Origin of the sequence: Flavobacterium hungaricum, from assembly GCF_015182285.1 — a bacterium.
Taxonomy (GTDB): Bacteria; Bacteroidota; Bacteroidia; order Flavobacteriales; family Flavobacteriaceae; genus Flavobacterium; species Flavobacterium hungaricum.
Window position 1 is genome coordinate 908579 of the sequence record NZ_PRDM01000002.1, and the last position, 16308, is coordinate 924886.

Annotated in this window: 12 protein-coding genes and 2 tRNA genes; 5 read left to right on the top strand and 9 right to left on the bottom strand. The window is 34.5% G+C overall.

The window, feature by feature from the left end; translation table 11 throughout:
* Positions 1-11 precede the first annotated feature (11 nt).
* The 4 genes from C4F50_RS11690 to map all read right to left on the bottom strand — a co-directional run bounded on the left by C4F50_RS11690 (position 12) and on the right by map (position 5166).
* Positions 12-2909, bottom strand: coding sequence for a DEAD/DEAH box helicase (locus tag C4F50_RS11690; RefSeq protein WP_228012003.1), 2898 nt, complete (start codon positions 2907-2909; stop codon positions 12-14).
* Positions 2910-3059: 150 nt separating this feature from the next.
* Positions 3060-3833 carry a methyltransferase domain-containing protein gene (locus tag C4F50_RS11695; RefSeq protein ID WP_194138838.1) on the bottom strand — a complete coding sequence of 258 codons (774 nt, stop codon included), beginning with the start codon at positions 3831-3833 and terminating at the stop codon, positions 3060-3062.
* An 81-nt stretch (positions 3834-3914) separates the two neighbouring features.
* On the bottom strand, positions 3915-4289 hold the full coding sequence (locus tag C4F50_RS11700; RefSeq protein WP_194138839.1) for a GxxExxY protein: 375 nt from the start codon (positions 4287-4289) through the stop codon (positions 3915-3917).
* 58 nt (positions 4290-4347) lie between these two features.
* Positions 4348-5166, bottom strand: coding sequence for a type I methionyl aminopeptidase (gene map / locus C4F50_RS11705; protein ID WP_194138840.1), 819 nt, complete (start codon positions 5164-5166; stop codon positions 4348-4350).
* A 235-nt stretch (positions 5167-5401) separates the two neighbouring features.
* Between map and C4F50_RS11710 the strand changes: the two genes are divergently transcribed.
* Positions 5402-6655 carry a DUF445 domain-containing protein gene (locus C4F50_RS11710; protein ID WP_194138841.1) on the top strand — a complete coding sequence of 418 codons (1254 nt, stop codon included), beginning with the start codon at positions 5402-5404 and terminating at the stop codon, positions 6653-6655.
* 319 nt (positions 6656-6974) lie between these two features.
* Here the strand turns inward: C4F50_RS11710 and gpmI are convergent, their stop codons facing one another.
* Positions 6975-8492 (bottom strand): 2,3-bisphosphoglycerate-independent phosphoglycerate mutase, encoded by a 1518-nt coding sequence (gpmI, locus tag C4F50_RS11715; protein ID WP_194138842.1) that lies wholly within the window; start codon positions 8490-8492, stop codon positions 6975-6977.
* A gap of 140 nt (positions 8493-8632) precedes the next feature.
* Positions 8633-11068, bottom strand: a complete 2436-nt coding sequence (locus C4F50_RS11720) for a DUF5916 domain-containing protein (RefSeq protein WP_194138843.1) — start codon at positions 11066-11068, stop codon at positions 8633-8635.
* A gap of 301 nt (positions 11069-11369) precedes the next feature.
* On the opposite strand from C4F50_RS11720, the gene C4F50_RS11725 reads away from it, so the two are divergent.
* A complete protein-coding gene (locus tag C4F50_RS11725) occupies positions 11370-12095 on the top strand; it encodes a murein L,D-transpeptidase catalytic domain family protein (protein ID WP_194138844.1) in 726 nt (241 codons plus the stop codon).
* Here C4F50_RS11725 and C4F50_RS11730 read toward each other — a convergent pair.
* Entirely contained in the window at positions 12084-13673 is a 1590-nt protein-coding gene (locus tag C4F50_RS11730; protein WP_194138845.1) for a L,D-transpeptidase family protein, read from the bottom strand. The two genes, C4F50_RS11725 and C4F50_RS11730, sit on opposite strands and share 12 nt — an antisense overlap.
* Before the next feature lie 2 nt (positions 13674-13675).
* Positions 13676-14113 (bottom strand): GNAT family N-acetyltransferase, encoded by a 438-nt coding sequence (locus C4F50_RS11735; RefSeq protein WP_194138846.1) that lies wholly within the window; start codon positions 14111-14113, stop codon positions 13676-13678.
* Between the two features lie 134 nt (positions 14114-14247).
* Between C4F50_RS11735 and C4F50_RS11740 the strand changes: the two genes are divergently transcribed.
* Positions 14248-14320, top strand: a tRNA-Gly gene (locus tag C4F50_RS11740).
* A 106-nt stretch (positions 14321-14426) separates the two neighbouring features.
* A tRNA-Gly gene (locus C4F50_RS11745) sits at positions 14427-14499 on the top strand.
* A 138-nt stretch (positions 14500-14637) separates the two neighbouring features.
* Here C4F50_RS11745 and pepE read toward each other — a convergent pair.
* A complete protein-coding gene (pepE, locus tag C4F50_RS11750) occupies positions 14638-15345 on the bottom strand; it encodes a dipeptidase PepE (protein ID WP_194138847.1) in 708 nt (235 codons plus the stop codon).
* A 163-nt stretch (positions 15346-15508) separates the two neighbouring features.
* Here pepE and C4F50_RS11755 point away from each other — a divergent pair, with 163 nt between their 5' ends.
* A complete protein-coding gene (locus C4F50_RS11755) occupies positions 15509-16276 on the top strand; it encodes a carboxypeptidase-like regulatory domain-containing protein (protein WP_194138848.1) in 768 nt (255 codons plus the stop codon).
* The last annotated feature ends 32 nt before the right edge of the window (positions 16277-16308 follow it).

Genomic DNA, 16308 nt, shown 5'->3' on the forward strand with positions numbered 1-16308 from the left:
GACAATATGATTTAAGAACTCAAAATATATTCTAAGTTACTTTCTATTTCTTCATTTATAAAACTTTCTTCTAACAGCGAATCAGACAACAGTTTTTTATTTTCCTGCAGGTTGATTATTTTTTCTTCTACCGTATTTTTAGAAATAAAACGAATCACGTTTACTTTATTCAACTGCCCGATTCGATGTGCTCGTCCAACACCTTGTTTTTCTGCAAAAGGATTCCACCACGGATCCAGAAACAAAACATATGAAGCTTTGGTAATATTTAAACCAACACCGCCCGCCTTAAGTGAAATGAAAAATAATAACGGTTCCTCTTTTTCTTGAAAACGTTTTACTTCATGTTCTCTTTTATTCGCAGGAGTTTCGCCCGTAATTTCACAATACGCAATTTTATTTTCTTTGCACCAATCGGTGTAAAAGCTCAAATTGGTTACAAATGAGCTGAAAATAATTGCTTTCTGTTTTCCTTTCACCAAACTTTCCAGATAATTGGTAACCGCAGTATATTTTCCAGAATCAATTTCAGAAGACGCATCGACCATCTTAGGATGATTACTCAGCTGACGCAGCTTCATCAACGTATTAATAATGCTGATTTTATCTGGAGAACCATCGGTTTTCAGCAAAAAGTTACGTGCTTTAGATTTTTCCTGTTCGTATAATTTTTCCTGTTCAGGATCCATATCGCAGTAATAAATCTGTTCTGTCAATTCTGGTAAATCTTTTAAAACCTGCTCTTTGGTTCTTCTTAATATATAAGGCTGAATCAGGTTTTTTAATTCGCTTAACACCTCTTCATTCTGTTTTTTCTCAATCGGAATTTTAAAGTTTTCTGCAAAAAAATTATAACTGCCCAGAATATCCGGATTAATAAACTCCATCTGCGACCATAAATCGTCAAGCGAATTTTCTATCGGAGTACCGCTCAAAGCAATCTTATGAACGGTATTGATTTTGTTAATCGCTTTAAAAATCTTGGAATTTTTATTTTTAATGTATTGACTTTCGTCTAAAATTAAATAACGGAAATTGTATTTTTCTAAAATTGAAATATCACGATGCACGACACTGTAACTGGTGAAAATCAAATCTGACGATTCTAATCTGCCTGCCAATTGTTTTCTGTCATTACCTGTGTATTGAATTCTCGAGAAATGCGGTGTAAATTTTCCAGCTTCATTATACCAGTTAAAAATCAAAGAAGAAGGCAGTACAATCAACGTTTTTAAAGGTTCTCTTTCTATCGTAGTTTCGTTTGCAAACAAATCAAAATTGGTGGTTTTGGTTGTAAAACCCAATTGTTCTTGTACAGCAACGAGCACAGATAAAGTCTGCAAAGTTTTTCCAAGTCCCATGTCGTCTGCCAGACAAGCGCCTAAATTGGAATTAAAATGCCCCAATAGCCATTTTACACCTTCTACCTGATAAGGTCTTAAAGTTGCTTTTACCAAATAAGACTGTACATATACGGCTTCTTGAACAGGATTTGCATCACTTTTAAGTTCGGGAATCGAATCTAAAGCTGTAAAATTACTTTTGCGCAGCAATAGATTTCCGTTTTCTGTTTTGGCAAATTTTGCCAGCGAACTGTATTTGCTAAACCATTCTAAAGGAATTAAGAAATAGTTTCCGTCAGGCAATAAAAAAAGTCTTTCTTTGCTTTTTATGCTCGGAATAATTTCGCTGAAGTTAATCGTGTAACTGCCAATCGTAATAATTATTTTGATATCAAACCAATCTTCTTTTGTAGTTTGAGAAGCCGAAACCAGATGATTTTCGGCAATGATTTCTTTGCTTTCGAGTTTTAAATTTTGAATAGTAAAACCTAAGCTTTCGAGTTTTTCTTTATTTTCAATAATTAATTGAACGTTGGCATAAGGGTCTTCATTTTCTATTTCTGAACTGGATCCAAATAACTCATTTTTAATTTTCGTTAAGCCGATTTCGCTTAATCTATCCGTATAAAAACTTTCTTCAGTATTTCGTTTAAATTGAATGATTTTGGGTTCATTAGGAATTGTAAAATCAACAAACGAATGCGTTTTTTTTGTTTTCGAAGCATCAAATAGATAACCGTTATAATCGAAATATAAATTAAGATAATAGCAGTTTTTAAAGAAATCATAAACCGGCTGAATCGTGCAGGAAATAATTGTGTCCCGAAGTTCTATTTCGAAACCATCTGCTTCGATATCAATTTTCTTGGCAATTTCTGGAATAAAACTTTTGAAATAATTGTCTACTAATTTTGACGGAATTTCGATCGATTTTTTCTTTAAAAAGGGTGAAAGTTTTTTAGCGTTAAGCTCTTTTAACTGCCCTAATTTTTTATTAATAAGCAGCCAGCCCGGTTCGTCCAAAAGAATTTCGACAGTACGATTCATGGGTAGAAATGTAGTTTCGTTTTCTTTTAAAGAAAGGGTGTAGGTTATGCCTTCTGCATGTTTGTCAAAATGAATCTGAGGCTCAAAATCAAGAGTTTCTACGCTTACTTTTGAACGGTAAAAATCTTTTTCTGGTCCAATATTAAAAGATAACGCGAATTGTTCTTGTACAATCAAACTGTAGAACGAACTCAAATGAAATTTTAAATGCTGTCGAATGGCAAATTCAATTTTAGAATCTTTCTGCAGATCGGCAATAGATTTAGCCGACTTGACTTTGGCACTGAATTTTTTAAAAATAAATTCAGGTTTCAAAGCGTCACAAGCTGTGAGGATCTTTTTTGTATTCGGATTTAAATTTTCTAAAACAAGTCCAAAGCTTTTGAGGACATCTGTACTTGCTTTTTTGTTTAAATATTTAATTTCATCGTTGCCTTCAACAATATAGGCGGTTGGAAGAAAGACATTCAGATTTTTATCAAAACTGATGTCAAAGCAGAATTGAAATGGATTTTCCAAGGTTAACAGTTTGGTTTTTGGTAGAATTTTGGGGAATTCTTCAGGTTTAAAAAATAAAATACTAATCATTAAAGAGAAAAATTCTATCTAATGATTAGTATTTAAACAAGTTTTTAAAATGAACTTATATCATTTATGGTTTAGAAAAATCTAGTTTTCAGGTTTAAAGCAAAGCGGTATAATTTCGCCTTTTGCCAAACAATATTTTTCTACTAGTTCTGGTGCAATTTTATTGGTGTAATCTTCTTCGATTACAATAAAGCCAATACTTCTGAGCTTGTCAAAATAATCTCTTCCGTAGATACGAACGTGATCATACTGGCCAAATATTCTGGCGCGTTCTTTTTGATCGGTAATCGAATCATCTGCAAAAGTAACTTCTCGATTTAAATCTTGTGGTATTTGCAAAACAGCCATCCCGCCTGGTTTTAAAACGCGGAACAATTCCTGCATTGCTTTGGTATCATCTGGAATATGTTCTAAAACGTGATTGCATAAAATAACATCGTATTCGTTGTCTTTAAAAGGCAAATTGCAGATATCTGCTTTTACATCTGCCAAAGGCGAAAACAAATCGGTTGTAGTGTAATCCAGATTTTTCTGCTTGCGGAATAGTTTGTAAAAAGCTTGTTCCGGTGCAAAATGAAGTACTTTTTTTGGAGCCGTAAAAAAATCAGTCTGATCGTTTAAATACAGCCACAGCAAACGGTGTCTTTCTAAAGAAAGTGTACTTGGCGAAAGCACATTATTACGCTGTTTTCCGTATCCGTAAGGCAAAAACGATTTAAAACTTTTCCCGTCTATAGGATCAGTAAATTTATCTCCCTTTAATGAGAAGGCTAAAATTGGACGCGCCACATAACTCAAACGAATTAATAATGGGCGTGGAATGGTATTAAGGACAAGTTTAAAAAGTTTTTTCACTGTTTAAAAAAATTTGAACACGAATTTCACAAATTCACACGAATTAACGTTGCGATGAAATTTCACGAACCTTGATTTGGGTTAAAGTATTATTCTTTTATATTTTAGACTATCCTCACCAAAATTGACTAGTAAACCTAATTTGTTTTTTGAAGCGGCTAAATAATTTAATGTTTGTTTTATTTCACTACTTGAAAGAATTGCAATTGCTTTTAATTCAAGAATAATTGTATCATAAACTACAAAATCTGCGAAATAATAGCTTGGTAAAACTATGTTTTTATAATTGATGCAATATTTCAATTCACGATTGTATGGAATATTATTTTGCTGAAATTCATATTCTAAAGCATCACCATAAACCTTTTCACTATGTCCTTTACCTAAAATTTTATGGACTTCCATGCAGATTCCAATTATTTTATAAGACTCCTCTCTTAGATATAATTCACTCATTTTAATTAGTGAAATTTTTCAACAATATATTAATTCGTGACAATTTGTGAAATCCGTGTTACACAATTAAAGGCACTTTTCTAAATTCATCTTCTTCATTGCTTTCGATTCCTAAAGCCTTGTAGATGTATTGGAAAGTAGATAACAATTCTGGTTTCCCGTCAATTAACGCTACGTCGTGTTCAAAATGTGCACTTGGTTTTCCGTCAGCGGTTAAGATTGTCCAGCCGTCTTTTAGTTGTTTGATGTTTCGGGTTCCCATGTTAATCATAGGTTCAATTGCAACCACCATTCCTTCAACAAAAAGTTTTCCTCGGCCTTTTTTGCCGTAGTTTGGCATTTCTGGTTCTTCGTGCATTTTTTGTCCCACACCGTGTCCAACCAATTCGCGAACAACACCATAGCCATGAGCTTCAGTATATTTCTGAATCGCGTTTCCAACATCCTCTACACGGTTTCCAACTTTAAACTCGCGAATACCAACGTAAAGAGATTCTTTAGTAATTCTCAAAAGTTTCTTTACTTCTGGAGCCACTTCGCCAATTTCAAAGCTGTACGCATGATCTCCATGATAACCGTTTTTAAAAGCACCGCAGTCTACCGAAATAACATCACCGTTTTTTAAAGGAGTATTATTCGGAATTCCGTGTACGACCTGCGCATTTGGACTCATGCAAAGTGAATTTGGGAAATCGTACAATCCAAGAAAACTTGGAACAGCACCATGATCGCGGATAAATTCTTCTGCTAATTTGTCAAGATATAATGTTGTAACTCCTTCTTTAATTTCAGAAGCAATCATTCCTAATGTTTTTGATACGATTAAGGCACTTTCGCGCATTAATTCGATTTCCTCTCTAGTTTTTTGGATAATCATATTTTTCCCATTTTCAGTTCGCAAAAGTACAATTTTTATCTCATTTTTTGAGTAATTTTTTTTCGCCACGAATTCACGAATTTATACAAATTTGAATTGGTGAAATTCAATTTCACCAATTCAAATTTTAAAGATAAAAAAGAAAAAATTCGTGAATTCGTGGCTAATTTAGATCGTTATGTACTTCAATTTTTCAGCAAAAAACCTTAAATTAGTAGTAAAAACGGTTACAGTCATGGAAACTATTACAGATCAAGATATGGTCAAAGTTAAAGCCTTACAAAAAATGAAGCGCAGCGCTTTAGCACTTTTAGGTGTTGCGGTCCTTCTTTTTATTGTGGCGATTTATTTTAAAATTCCGATGCTGCAGGCATTTAGCGAAGCAGCAATGGTGGGCGGTATAGCCGATTGGTTTGCGGTTGTGGCGTTATTTCGTCATCCGATGGGAATTCCCATTTGGCACACCGCTATTATCCCTACCAAGAAAAATGAGATTGGAGAAAATCTTGGGAATTTTGTTTCAGAAGAATTTCTTAATCGAGAGAAATTAGAAATTAAATTAGATGAATTCAATTTTGCAAATAAAGCTTCAGAATGGCTCTCTGAGGGTCAAAATGCTGCTAAAGTCGCAAATGTTGTGGCGGTAAATATTATTCCGGGGATTTTAAAAGCGATTAAAGACGAAGATATTAAAAGATTTATTCAAGTTCAATTTAAAGAAAAGTTAGAAGGAGTCAATTTTGGAAATTGGGTTGCGGTTGCATTAGAGCCTTTGCAGAAAGGAGATCTTAAAAACCAGATGCTCACAAATCTTCTAGAAGTAATGAGCAGCGAATTGACCAATAATAAAGATTTAATCAGACAGAAAGTAAAATCCTCCACTCCGTTTTTAAGTTTTGGCTTGGCAGATAAGAGTATTACCGAAGGCGTTTTTAATGGTTTACAGGATTTTTTAAACGAAGCCAAAAATCCTGAAAGTGCAGTGCGCCTAAAAATTGATGAATATATTTTTGATTTTTTAGAAAAAGTAAAAAACTCAGAAGAAATGAGAATCAAAATCAACGATATGATTTTAGGTTTTGTCGGAAAAAAAGAGGTGCAGGATTATATTAATGGAATTTGGGATGAAATAAAACTTTCCATAACTATGGATTTGGAAAAAGGAGATCAATCTGCAATTAAAAACAGCATTGCCGGATTGGTTCAGACTTTTGGAAACGGATTGAAAGAAGATCCAATTATGTTTGAAAAAATCAACAGCTTCATTAAAAACGATTTACTTTCTATTCTTTTGAATAATAAAAAAGTGATTGGTGATTTAATTTCATCAACCGTAAAATCTTGGGACGGAAAAGAAGTTTCGGAAAAGTTAGAATTAGAAATCGGTAAAGATCTTCAATATATCAGAATCAACGGCACTTTAGTCGGCGGCTTTATCGGACTTGTGATTTATGGTGTTGAGCAATTGTATCATTATTTTATTGTTTGATTTTGAGTAATAGACACGAATGTCAGGCGGAGTGAAGCCGAAGCCTTTTTGAATCTTAAAGTCATGTGCCTACGACTTCGCTCAGGCTGACAAAATGGGATATAAATATAAATAAGCATTGCTTAATTTAAGAAATGAAAATATCACATAAGATAAAAGCTAAACTAAGCGTTACATTCTAGTATAAAATAGTTCTCGCAAAGTCGCAGAGGCGCAAAGCTTTATAAATTTCTTTGCGACTTAGCGTCTTTGCGAGATTTTTTAAGTTCGATTAAAATGAACTTATATTACTTATATGGTTTAAAAGTTTAGGCGTTTTCTACAAAAGCGAATGACAAGTCATTGCGTTTGGCTGCTGTACGCCCATTAATTCTAAGATAGTAGGAGCGATGTCGCCTAAAACTCCATCTTGAATATTTTTCAAATCTTTGTCAACCAAAATAATCGGCACTGGGTTTGTCGTGTGTGCTGTATTTGGGCTTCCGTCAGGATTGATCATCGTTTCGCAGTTTCCGTGATCTGCAATTACAATCGTAGTATAATTGTTGGCAAGAGCAGCTTCGATTACTTGTTTTGCACAAGCGTCAACCGCTTCGCAGGCTTTAATAGCAGCATCCATAATTCCGGTGTGACCAACCATGTCGCCGTTTGCAAAGTTCAGACAAACAAAATCAACCTCGCCTTTATTTAATTCAGGAACAAGTGCATCAGTAAGTTCATAAGCACTCATTTCTGGTTTCAAGTCATAAGTTGCCACTTTTGGAGAATTTCTTAAAATACGAGATTCGCCTTCAAAAGGAACTTCACGTCCGCCAGAGAAAAAGAACGTTACGTGAGGATATTTCTCAGTCTCCGCAATTCTGATTTGTTTTTTACCTGCTTGTTCTAAAACCTCACCAAGTGTTTCAGTAATATTATCTTTATTGTAAACTACTTTTACGTTTTGGTACGTTTCGTCATAATTGGTAAGCGTCACATAGTACAAGTTTAATTTGTGCATGTTCTGCTCGTGGAAATCTTGCTGCGAAAGCGCTTCTGTAAGTTCACGTCCGCGGTCTGTTCTAAAGTTAAAGAAAATCACCACATCACCTTCAACAATAGTTGCCAACGGTTTTTGCTCTTCGTCAACCATAACAACCGGAGCGATAAACTCATCTGTCACATCATGCTCGTAGCTTTCCAGAACACTTTTAACAGCATTTGTAGAAGGAATTCCGATTCCGTTTACTACTAAATCGTAAGCTAGTTTAACACGTTCCCAGCGTTTATCACGATCCATTGCGTAATAACGACCAACGATAGAAGCAATTTTAACTGGAGTCTCTTTAATATAATCTTCTAAATCATGAATGTATTTTGCACCAGATTTAGGGTCAACGTCACGACCATCTGTAAAAGCGTGAACATAAACTTGATCTAAACCATATTCTTGAGAAGCATCGATTAGTCCGCGAAGGTGTGAAGTATGCGAGTGAACGCCGCCATCTGAAACTAATCCTAAAAAGTGTACTTTTTTATTGTTGTTTTTAGCGTAAGTAAACGCGTCGATAAGAACTTGTTCTTTTGCTAAAGTTTTGTGCTCTACGGCTAAATTAATTTTGGCTAAATCTTGATATACAATTCTTCCTGCACCAAGATTCATGTGGCCAACCTCACTGTTTCCCATTTGACCTTCTGGTAAACCAACATTTAAACCGTCGGTTCTAAGTTGTGCATTTGGGTAATTTCTGTAAAGGCTGTTTATAAAAGGAACATTTGCATTGTCGATTGCAGATACTTTAGGGTCAGGAGATTTTCCCCAACCATCTAAAATCATAAGGATAACTTTTTTGTTCATTACTTTTTGTTTTCTACAAAGATAAGTCATTTCTAAAATGTTCGCGAAAGTCATCGGTACAATTATATTTAATAAAATGAAGCTTGTAAAAAAATACCAATTTAATTATAGAAGTCTGAATTTTTTAAAATTATTTCACGCTAGGCTCTCTTTCTCAGCTTATTTTTGACAGCATTATAGTCAATAAAATATTTTACACTGATAGAAAAGATATGTTTCAAGGCATCATTGGTTAAAAGCCGTGTAAAATTATTTTTAAAATCCTTATCGATTATACGTTCAAAATTAGAAGCATTGTTCCGGTATAAAGCAGAAAGCTGGCTTCCAGGTGCAAACCACCAAGAGTACGATAAATCGGCATTCCAAGAATAAAAACTTGAATTTTTGTTTTCAGTGTATTGCGGATACGGATCCAAAGTTCCGTCTGGTTCAAGTTTAAGAATGTCTTTGTTTTCTGCTGAAGACCAATATTGGCGTACAGCCAGATTTAAAGTCATCGCGCTGTTGATTGCGTATTTTCCACTAATGGTGTTGGCATAAGTAATAACGTCGCGATTAGCAAATACAATAGTTGAAGGTGTGTTTTCATTAGCGTCATCATCAAAGCTGTCTATAAAACCTTTGTTGTTGTTTCTTTTGACAAAGCTAAAAGTATAAGTCAGCAGTAACTTATCATTAAATCGATATCTAGGTCCAATGTCTACGCCGTACGCTGCACGGCCGGGCTCGTCTGCAATAGATAATGACGGATTCAGGTCTAAGGCAAATTTATAATTGTAATTGGTTGAAAGGCTGGCCCAAAAGTCTATTTTCCTCGGTATGATCACATAACGATCTGAGGTTCTCGGCTCATAATAGTCATGCGATTCTAAAGGCGAAGCCGTAAATCCGATGCCGTAATAATTGTTTTTAACGGTGCTGAGATTTAGTTCTGCGGCGATTTTGTTGTCCTGTACTTTTCCTGATTCTTTATTAAATTCGCTGTACATTTCGTAATCAATCCTAAAGCTGTTAAAACGTTTGGTCGGATTTAAGATTCTGTAATTTGCATTCCCATAAACATTATAGTAATTGGTATAAAAATTAATTCCCAAATCGTTTGGATCAAAATTTTTAGACACAAAATCAGTCCCTACACTATAGCGGTATTTACCGCTGGTTTCGGCAAAACTAATCGTCGAAAATATACCATTTGTATCTTTAGTATCATTGATGGTGCTGTACTTTACGTTTCCAAATAAGCTGTACGTATTTGCCTTTGTGTTCAAATCCCAAGCGAGTCCCGTAACATTTGCATCTTTGTAGTGACCGTTTCGGGTTACATTTGTATTAATAAAAGTGACAGACGAATTTTTTCTGAAACGCTGATCCAAAACCAATACGTTATAATTTGTCAAAGGCTCAACAACCGCACGTCTTGTTTCTCCAGAGATCGTATCCTTAATAGTGGCAAATGTTTTTTCTGTCACTGCATTCAAGATTCCGATTCCCAAACCGCCTTTGGTTCTGCCTGACAGTTTTAATGCATTGATAAGATTTACATTTTGAACAGTTTCAATAATCTCTTCATTTTCATTTAAATCGGGTTCAATAGTAGGGGCGCCTCCAATTCTTCTGGAATAAAACATTTTTCCTTTATTGAATAAGTCAGTTCCTTCGGTAAAAAAAGCCCTGTTCTCGTTAAACTGCTGTTCAAAAGGCCCGAGATTTAGAATCTGATCGTCGTATTTGGTCTGTCCAAAATCAGGAATTAAAATAGCATCAACAGTAAAGGCATCGTTTATACCGTATTTAATATCCATACCGCCCTTCATGGTGCCATAGGTTTTCTGGCCTTCGCCGGCATTTAAATAATAAGAAGCATAAGGCATAAAAAACAATCGGGTAGGCGGTTTGATATTTTCAATGCCTTCCAAGGCTCCAGTCTGCTGTGTAAAAGTTCCGAGTTTTGCGTCGACAAAATTCCAAGTATATTTATAACGAGTGCGTTTGATTTCCCTGAAAAAGTTGATTCCCCAAGTTTGTTTGTTTTCTGCTGAAAAACGCAGGGCTGAGTACGGAATTTTCATTTCTACAATCCATCCATCATTAGTAATAGCTGCTTTACTGATCCAGACTGCATCCCAAGAATAATCCTCGCCATTGGCATCGGTCATAATACAATCGGCCTGTACGTCTGCGGCAGAAACGTAAAACATAAAATCCTGCTGTCCATCGTTAAAACCGTTTATGAAAGCACCAAATAAATCTGCTGTTCCAAAATTATCCCGCTGCGAAATCTCTTTTAAAATTTTATCCGGCTCATTATCATACATCATTGCGCCTATGTAAATAGCCTCATTGTCGTACACAATTTTGATAATTGTTTTTTGATTTTCTGGCTCAGGTTTTCCGTTATCGGGTTCAAATGTGATAAAATTGTTGGCAGAAGAAGCATTTTCCCAAGCCGCTTCATCTAATTTTCCGTCAATAAAGATAGCTTGTGTAGTTGCCTGCGCCTGAATTGTTTTTTTTTGATTCTGGGCATAACCGCATAAGGTGGAAAATAGTAAGCTAAAGAAAATGGTATTTTTCATTGAAATTTTGAATGCGAATTAGTGGCTAGATACATTAATTTAGAAACAATAGACAACATTTTGTTTCAATTGTTACAGTTTAAGTTTCAAAATTCCCACTTTTTTTTGATTTTTTTAAGAAAAATCTCTATTTTTTTAGGATAACCTGCAGAAGAAAAAATCTTACAGAAACAGCGTTTTTATGTTAATAATGTTAAAATTTCAACAAAAAAGCCCTGAAAATCAGTATTCTATTTTGCTAAGGGTGAATTTTTTATACTTTTGCCTTACCCAAATTTTTTGTTTAACCTAAAGAAATTCAATGATTTACAAAATTTATCCGTTGTTTGTGTTTTTGTTATTGTCTTTTGGAAAAGAGTCGAAAAACACTGCCGATCTTAAAAAAGAAGCAACTGTAAGAACAATTGCTAAAGTTGAAAAAGTAACAGTTGACGCTAAAGTTGAAAGCGTTTACAATGCTTTAAATCCTAACAATTATAAAATGCCTGAGCTTAAAACTTTCTCGGAAGCTTTAAAAGGATTTTATTTATTGAAAGACAAAGGGGTTATAAAAAAGAATATTTTAACTCTTATTGATTTCAGTTTGTCTTCAAACACAAAACGTTTGTGGGTTATTGATTTAACGACCAATACCATTTTGTTTAATTCACTTGTAGCGCACGGAAGAAATACTGGTGAAGAATTTGCTACGGCATTCTCAAACCTTAATTCTTCTTTTAAAAGCAGTTTAGGTTTTTATGCTACAGGAGAAATTTACCAAGGAAAACATGGCGCTTCTTTACGCTTAGATGGTTTAGAAAATGGTGTTAATGACAATGCACGCGAAAGAGGTGTAGTAATGCACGGTGCAGATTATGTTTCTGAATCTTTTATAAGAAACCATAAAAGATTAGGAAGAAGCCAAGGCTGTCCTGCAGTTCCAGTAGAATTGACGGATGAAATCATTCAATTAATAAAAGACAAATCGTGTTTGTATATCTATCATCCGTCAAGAAGTTTTGCGATGGAGGAGAAGTTAATTTCTTAATTTAGAATACAAATCGGCATCAAGATCATAAATATCAGCTCTGAATAAGAGCTGATTTTTTTTGCTCCATGCTGTCCAGTACCATTGGTACAAAGCGTAATTTTTAGTGATTTTGACACTTGTCGTCTTTTTAGAAGCGATAATAGTATCGATTCGATCCTGCGGCCAAGAACCTCCGTCGTCCAAAATATGCTGTGCCAGTTCCAGCGGATTTTCTACTCGAACACAGCCAGAACTCAAAGATCTGTTGTTTCTTCCAAAAATATTACGATGATTAGTATCGTGCAGATACACGCTGTAATGATTAGGAAACATAATTTTCATTAAACCCAAAGAGTTATTGTAGCCAGGGCTTTGAACATAGCGGTATCTATTCGGTTTGTTTTCGTTCCAAGCTGCTGGGGCAACTACATTTCCAGAAGAATCGTAAATGGTAATATTCTTTTTAGCCAGATAATTACGGTTTCGTTTCATGGCCGGAACCACGTCTTCTTTTAAAATTGTAGGAGGTACTGTCCAGGTTGGATTAAAAACAACGGTTCTTAATTTTGAAGTTAATACTGGTGTTTTTCTTTTATTGGTTCCAACGGCGATGTTTCGAACTAAAGTGGTATCTTGATTTTCGATAACATTTAGACTGTAATTGGCAATATTAATGATGAAATAATTTTCTGCAAATTCACAAGAAAACCATCTCCATCTTTCTAGATTAACAATAATCTGCTGTCTGCGCTGTTCTTTAGAATAATTCAATGCCTTAATAGTTCCAGCTCCAATAACTCCATCTGCAGCTAAACCGTGTCTTTCTTGAAAATTCTTAACAGCCTCAAAAGTCTTTTGATCGTATATTTGGGTTAAACTGTCCTTTCCTGACATGTCTTTCCAAAACAGCAGCCTTTTTTTAATAGCAATTAAAGCTTTGCTGGTATCTTTTAGGTTTAATTTTACAACACCTTCTATTGCTGGAATGTCCTTGTCATCTGGAAAATCATTAATAATTTCCAATGATTTTAAAAGCTGTTTGTAAGTCTCAGCTTTAGGTTGAATGTTTTCTACAATACTGTCTAATTTGTTTCTGTTAAAAGCTTTTACGAGAATGGTATTGACATCAAAAGTTTTTTCTTCCAGATCCCAATTGCCGTACAGTTTTTTAGGATCTAATTTTCCTTTGTATAAATGATTGAGGTATTTTTCGAAATTATAGGTTAGTAAAATGTCGTAGGTAGCCAGATCGGTATCGCTCAAAGAGCTTATTTTTTCTTCAAATTTTTGCAGCTGCGAAAATTTATAATCTTCAGGTTCTAATCCTAGTTTTTCAGATTTTTCAAATTGAGATAAAACAAAAGTCCTTTTTTTTAAGTTTCCCCAAACTGTTTTGTTTTCAGAGGCCGCATAAAACTGCTTCAGTGTTTCGCTTTTATAGCGGCCAATTGCAGCGGTATCAATCTCTACAGTTCTTTCGTCAGTAAGTATAATAGCTGGTACAGGTTTTTTTACTGTAACAGGTTTGATTTTTGGAGCGTCTTTTTTGCATCCAATAACAATCGATAATACTAACAAAAGGTAAAGTTTCTTCATAGTTATATTTGTTTAAACATTAAATAATGTTCTCCAACATCTTTAATATCGAAAGGTTCTCCAGATACCTGATAATTCATTTTTCGATAAAACCCAACCGCGGCCGTTCTAGCGTTAAACCATATTAAATCAATGTTTTGATCCTTACAATGATTTTCGCAATGTTTTACTAAGGCTTCTCCAAAACCTTTTTTTTGGTGATTATCCAGCACTGCCATGCCGCGAATCTGTGCTTGGTTTTCGGCAGCAAATATAGGATTGATTTGTTTGAATAACGAAATAATTCCTGTTAATTCTTTATTTTCAAATAATCCGAAATGTGTTGTTGTGGGTAAATCATCGCCTTCAAAGATGCAGCTTTCAATTGGTCTGTTTGGTCTAAGAACAGGCTGGCGTACTGAATAAGTTTCTTGAGACGAGATTTCTTTAATGGTATTCATAAAATTGATAAAATAAATGAATTTATAACTTTTTAATTTTAAATTAGTTATAAATAATTGTTGTTTTTAATTGAATTTTTTTGCAAAAATACTTGTTTTGAACTGAACTTTCTCCTTATATTTGCACCACCAATGCGAAAGTAGCTCAGTTGGTAGAGCTCCAGCCTTCCAAGCTGGTTGTCGCGAGTTCGAGCCTCGTCTTTCGCTCTAAAAAATTGAACTTTTAAAGTTTAGATTTTTTTGTCAAAAATAAATAATTTTTGATTTTTATTTTTTAATAATAAAAAATTATTTATATTTGCACCCTGTTAATGCGAAAGTAGCTCAGTTGGTAGAGCTCCAGCCTTCCAAGCTGGTTGTCGCGAGTTCGAGCCTCGTCTTTCGCTCTTCAAAAGCCTCAAACATTGTTTGAGGCTTTTTTGTTTTTTTGTTTTTTTAAAACCATATAAGTGATATAATTTAAATAAGCTTTTCTGAAAGCTGTATTATTTAAATAGAAATTATATCACTTATATGGTTTGAGATTATTTCAAGTCACTCAAATCGCTTTCTGGTGCTAATTCTTGTGGTTCTTTATTTTGAGTAAACAATCTAGCCGATAAATTTCCTTTTAAAGTGATTTTGTCGCCTTTTACTTCCAGCCAGCTTCCTTCTCTTAAACCTAAAACAGGAATAGCGTTAAAAGCGTGAAATTCTTTGATTCTGGTTTCGCGCGTTTCTCCCATATGTTTAGACTGCAGGTCAGCATCTAAATAATGCGGATTAATGTTGAATGGAATTAATCCTAAGGTTTGAAAACTTGGAGGGTAAATAATAGGCATGTCGTTTGTGGTCTGCATCGACAAACCGCAAATGTTGCTTCCTGCACTGGAACCCAAATAAGGCGTGCCATTTTTTACGGTTTCAGAAAGTAATTGCATTACATTGTTTTTGTAAAGCTGTGTAACCAATAAAAAAGTGTTTCCTCCTCCTGTAAATATTCCTTCTGCATTTTTTACAGCATCCTGCGGATTTTCAAATTCATGAATGCCTCTCACGTCAATTCCGATCGAACTAAATACTTGCGCGGCTTTTTGAGTGTATTCGTCATGAGATATGCCGCCGGGTCTTGCGTAAGGAATAAAAAGCAGGTTTTTGCAATTTTTAAAATGCTCTTGTAAAGTTGGGAGCAGGTATTCTAAGTAACTGCCGCCGTGCAGTGTTGAGGTGCTGGCAATAAGGATATTTTTCATGATTGTAATCGCTGATTTATGTTCGCTAAAGGTATTAAAATCTCTCTTTTTGAGATCTTTTTTGCTGTTTTAATTAACATATTTTTACCATGTTCTTAATACTATATTTGGAACACATTAAGATATTTTTACGCTTTTAAGAATTCCTTTAAATTATTTTGTCTTGATTAAGAAAATCACTTGTTTTTTGCTTGTTACCGCTATTCAATCTGTTTGGTGCCAAACCGACGAACGTTTGCTTATAAACGGGAAAATTACCTCCAATACTTCAGATTTAGAGGGTGTTTACGTGATTAATGCGCAAACAGAAGCGACTGTAACTACTGATGCTTCTGGTGCTTTTTCGATTTTAGCAAAGCCAGAAGATGTTTTGGTTTTTTCTTCAGTTAGTTTTAAAGAAAAACGAGTTAAACTGGTCTTAGAAAATTTTTCGGATCTTAATTTTAGCGTAAAGCTAAGTATGGTGATGTATCAGCTAGAAGAGGTTATTGTCAAGAAATATGATAATATTAATGCGGTTTCGTTAGGTATTGTGCCGCAGGGACAAAAACATTACACAGAGGCAGAGCGAAAATTACATACTGCAACAGCATTAAATGCAACTGCTAATGCTGGCGGAATGGTTGGCGGATCGATTTCGGCTGATCCTTTACTGAATTTTTTCTCAGGCAGAACCGCTATGCTTAAAAAAGAGGTTGAGGTAGAAAAGAAAGAATTTTTTATGAAGCTTTTAGAAAAAATGTTTACTTGGGAGCATTTTGTAGAACGCTTAAAAATACCTGCCGAATACGTTAAGGGATTTGAATATTATGCAGTAGAGAATGATAAATTCACCAAGATTTTAAATTCAAAAAATAAAACATCAACAGAATTTTTGCTGGGTGAGCTGGCAGTTAAATACAAAGAATTAATTGCAGGTGAAATCAAGTAATAAAATAATAATTGTCCTTTTTTTATTTTTTG